Genomic DNA, 1,090 nt, shown 5'->3' on the forward strand with positions numbered 1-1,090 from the left:
GCTCGGCGGCGACGCCGACCGTCACCTCCGGGCCGACGCCCAACGCCCGCAACCGGTGGGCCAGCCGGTTCGCCTGCACCTCCAGCTCGGCATAGCTCAGCGTCCGGCCACCGAAGCTCACCGCAGGACGCCCGCCATGCAGACCGGCCTGCTCCGAGATGAGCTCCGGCACCAGTGGACCGTCGGTCAGCGTTTCATCGCGGGTCGCATTCCAGCCGGCGAAGCTCCGCCATCCCTCCTCGTCGAGCAACCCGATCTCACCCAACCGGCGCCCGGCATCCTCGACCAGGGCCAGCAGAAGCCGTCGGGTCTGCGCGGCGAAACGGCGGATCTCCTCGTCGCCGATGCGATCGCGCCAATGGCTGAAGGTCAACGTCAGTTGCTTTCCGGCACCCATCAGCAGGGTCAACGGGACGGAGGTAAGCTCATGATTCTGTGGGGCGCCGAAGCACAGGCCGCCGGTTTCTCCGCGGCCAAGCGTGTCGGACAGGGGATAGTTCTCGAACACCAGCAGACTGTCGAACAGCATCTCGCCGCCATGGCCAGACCAGCGCTGGATGTCGGCCAGCGGCGTGTGTTCGTGCTCCCGCATTTCGAGATTGCTGGTTTGGAGATCGGTCAGCCACTCCGACACGGTCTGGGCCGGATGCGGCGTTCCGACCAGCGGCAGCGTGTTGATGAACAGGCCGATCTGCTTTTCGATGCCCGGCAGTTCGGCCGGCCGGCCCGAGACCGTCACACCGGCCGCCACCGCCTTCTGTCCGGTCCGCCGGTGCAGAAGCAGCAGCCAGGCGGCCTGAACCAACGTGTTGAGCGTCACTTGGCTCTGACGGGCGAAGCGGACGAGAAGCGCGGTCTCCCGTTCGTCGAAGGCAAGCTCGAGGGCTCCATGCCCTTGGTCGATATCCGGTTGCCCGCTGGCCGTCGCGATCCTGGTTGGCTGTTCGAGTTCGGCGGTGCGGTTGCGCCAGAAGGCTTCGGACGCCGCCCCGTCGCGCCCTTGCAGCCAGGCCACATGGTCGCGGAAGCGGCCGCCGTCCGCCGCCGGCACGACGCCGGCATAGCGTTGCAGCACTTCGCCCAGAAGCTG

The 1,090-nt window shown here is 67.8% G+C and carries 1 protein-coding gene; it reads right to left on the reverse strand.

The features are described from left to right. On the reverse strand, nt 1-1,090 hold a 1,090-nt coding region (locus tag CRT60_RS00085), incomplete at both ends, for a condensation domain-containing protein (RefSeq protein ID WP_143272904.1).

The organism is Azospirillum palustre, assembly GCF_002573965.1.
GTDB lineage: Bacteria > Pseudomonadota > Alphaproteobacteria > Azospirillales > Azospirillaceae > Azospirillum > Azospirillum palustre.